The sequence below is a fragment of the Mesorhizobium sp. M7D.F.Ca.US.004.03.1.1 genome (genome assembly GCF_003998635.1).
In the GTDB taxonomy this organism is placed as follows: domain Bacteria; phylum Pseudomonadota; class Alphaproteobacteria; order Rhizobiales; family Rhizobiaceae; genus Mesorhizobium; species Mesorhizobium loti.
The window spans coordinates 1-2984 of sequence record NZ_RZQG01000745.1; the positions used below are offsets into that span (position 1 = coordinate 1).

The 2984-nt window shown below is 63.1% G+C and carries 4 protein-coding genes; 2 read left to right on the forward strand and 2 right to left on the reverse strand.

Annotation, left to right across the window (positions count from 1 at the left end):
• The coding region (locus EN935_RS29080; protein WP_206534596.1) for a metallophosphoesterase at nucleotides 1–554 on the reverse strand (554 nt) is incomplete at its 3' end.
• A gap of 71 nt (nucleotides 555–625) precedes the next feature.
• On the opposite strand from EN935_RS29080, the gene EN935_RS29085 reads away from it, so the two are divergent.
• On the forward strand, nucleotides 626–1120 hold the full coding sequence (locus tag EN935_RS29085; RefSeq protein WP_126070226.1) for an NUDIX domain-containing protein: 495 nt from the start codon (nucleotides 626–628) through the stop codon (nucleotides 1118–1120).
• 1 nt (nucleotide 1121) lies between these two features.
• Here EN935_RS29085 and EN935_RS29090 read toward each other — a convergent pair whose 3' ends face one another.
• Nucleotides 1122–2114, reverse strand: a complete 993-nt coding sequence (locus tag EN935_RS29090; protein ID WP_127263254.1) for a glutathione S-transferase family protein — start codon at nucleotides 2112–2114, stop codon at nucleotides 1122–1124.
• Nucleotides 2115–2387: 273 nt separating this feature from the next.
• Here EN935_RS29090 and EN935_RS29095 point away from each other — a divergent pair, with 273 nt between their 5' ends.
• Complete coding sequence (locus EN935_RS29095; RefSeq protein WP_109661255.1) at nucleotides 2388–2924, forward strand: N-acetyltransferase; 537 nt, start codon at nucleotides 2388–2390, stop codon at nucleotides 2922–2924.
• Nucleotides 2925–2984 lie beyond the last annotated feature (60 nt).

Here is a 2984-nt window from a genome sequence, read left to right on the forward strand (position 1 = left end):
GCGCGGAACAGCCCCTGCCCGGCGGTATCCCCGAGGATTTTGCCAAGCCGATCCGCCTGGCCTTCCATGAAGAAACCATTGGCCATGAAGGGTGCCGTTGCGCGTGCCGTCGAGACACCGATCAGCGCGACATTGCCGCGCACGCGCAGATAGGGGAAGGCGTTGCGGTCGACCGGCGTGTTGACGCCGTCGCCGCTCATCCACGCCGCCCAGGATCGGCAGACCTTGTCGAAGGCGCCGGGCACATAGGCGTCATGGTTGCCCGGAACGACCGAAACATCGTGCGGCGATCCCAGCGTCTCCAGCCAGTGCTTGGCCATCTCGATCTCGCCGTCGAGCGCCAGATTGACCAGGTCGCCGGTGACGGCGAGGTGGTCAGGCGCGTTCGCCTTGATGTCGGCCACGATCGTGTCGATGACGGCGTCATGCATATGGCGGCGGCGGTTGCGCTGCCAGTTGACGTAGCCGAGCACACGCTTGGAGGCGAGATCGCGATAGGATACATCGGGGAGCGGCCCCAGATGGACATCGGAAATATGCGCGAGCCTGAACATTTCTCTTTCATAGGCGACGGGCGCGCGGCTTTCCACACAAGGTTTCCTTTCCACCCACGGTTTCGCAGCTGATGGCGAAACCTGAAGATGCCTTCCGCCAGACCGGCTGGGCTGGACTCAGGGCCAGGCTGTTCCATCTCTATTTCGTGCTGCGGCGGCCGATGACGCTTGGCGTGCGCGGCCTGATCCACGACACGGCGTCCAATTCCGTCTTCCTCATTCGACACACTTATGTGCCGGGCTGGCAGCTTCCCGGCGGCGGCGTCGAAGTCGGTGAGACGCTTGCCGAGGCACTGGCACGCGAACTGGCCGAGGAAGGCAACATCGCGTTGACCGCCCCGCCGGTGCTGAAGTCGATGCATTTCAATCGTCGCGCCAGCCGCCGCGACCATGTCGGCTTCTACCTGATCGAGCATTTCAGCCAGACGGCGCCGAAGCTGCCGGACCACGAGATCGCCGAAGCTGGCTTCTTCCCGCTCGACCGCTTGCCTGAGGGCACGACGCCGGCGACGCTGCGCCGGATCGCCGAGATTTTTGGCGACGAGCAGCCCTCGCCCTACTGGTAGATCAGGCCGCCGCTTTCTCGAACCGCGCCCGGTCATGCCGTGCGCCGTAATCCAGTTCCGGCCCTACCGGAACGATCCGCGTCGGATTGATCGTCTGATGGCTGGCGTAATAATGCGCCTTGATATGATGCAGGTTCACGGTCCCGGCCACGCCAGGCACCTGATAGAGATCCCGCAGATAATTGGACAGGTTCGGATAGTCGACGATGCGGCGCAGATTGCATTTGAAATGGCCGACATAGACCGGGTCGAAGCGCACCAGCGTGGTGAACAGCCGCCAGTCGGCCTCGGTGATGCGGCTGCCGACGAGATAGCGCTGTTTTGACAGCCGCTCCTCCAGCGTATCCAACGCCGCGAACAGTTCGCCGAACGCCTCTTCATAGGCGCGTTGCGTGGTGGCGAAGCCGGCGCGGTAGACGCCATTGTTGACCGCGGGATAGACCAGCGCATTGATGCGGTCGATCTCGCGGCGCAGGTCCTCGGGATAGAAGTCGAGCCTGGCATCGCCCCATTCGTCGAAAGCCGAATTCAGCATGCGGATGATCTCGGAAGACTCGTTGGAAACGATGGTCTGCTCCTTTTTGTCCCACAGCACCGGCACCGTCACCCGGCCCGAATAGGCGGGATCGGCTTTGGCATAGATCTGGTGCAGGAAGTCGAGGCCGTAAAGTGTATCGCCGGTAGCGCCGTCCTCAGCCAAAAACGTCCAGCCGTTGGCGCCCATGAAATGATGCACCACCGACACCGATATGATGCCTTCCAGCTTCTTCAGCGCGCGAAAGATCAACGTCCGGTGCGCCCATGGACAGGCAAGCGAGACATAGAGATGATAGCGGCCGGGCTCGGCCTTGAAGCCGCGCGTCCGGCCTTCGGCCGGCGCTCCGTCAACGGTGATCCAATCGCGCCATTGCGAGTGCGTCCGCACGAACCTGCCGCCGTTGTCCGCCGTGTCATACCAGCGATCCTGCCACCTGCCTTCAACCAGCAATCCCATGCAAATCTCCTTGCGTCCTATTGGTTTATGTAGGCGCAAGGCTGCCCTGTCGAAGACGTCAGGTGCTGAACAGACCGTCACTTGGCAGAAACGACGGACAAAAACGGCCGATTGCAGCGGCAGGAAATTGATGCTAGCGGACAATCCGCATGTTCGACTTTGCTTTGATCCGGTTTGACCGACGACGAAAGGGCGCCCGCGCTTGATGAAGCGCTGACTGGCGAATGCTGCCGTTTGCAGCAAACCTTTCCTCCTTACCGGAACGCAAAGACCATGAGCCTTGCCGACGTGAAATACCTGCCGGAAACCCCGGTGCATGACCTCCAGATCGAAGCCATCAACGACGAAGCCTTCGGGCCCGGCCGCTTTGTGCTGGCCGCCTACAAGATCCGCGAAGCCGGAGGGCACGAACGCTCGCTGTCCTTTGTCGCCGTCGATGGTGACCTTGTCGTCGCCTCGGTGCGCATGACCCGCGTCGCCGCCGGCGCCGGTCGCGCGCTGATGCTCGGGCCGCTTGCGGTGCGGCCGGCCTTCAAGAATCTCGGCATCGGCCGCCGACTGGTGGCGATCGCGCTGGAGGCCGCCGCCAAGGCCGGCGCGCCCGCGGTCATGTTGGTCGGTGACGAACCCTATTACGGTCCGCTCGGTTTCAAGCGGATTCCGCGCGGCCAGATTTCGATGCCGCGCCCTGTCGATCTCGACCGGCTGCTGTCGCACGAGATCGCGCCGGGCGCGGTCGCCAGGCTCTCGGGCGAGGTCTGCCACGCCGATCAGGCCAGGGTGGCCGATCCCATCGCGGCGATGGCTTGACCTTTCCCGTCGATCTGGCGCCTGATCCGTCCCACTGTTCCTGAGATCAAAGGATGACGC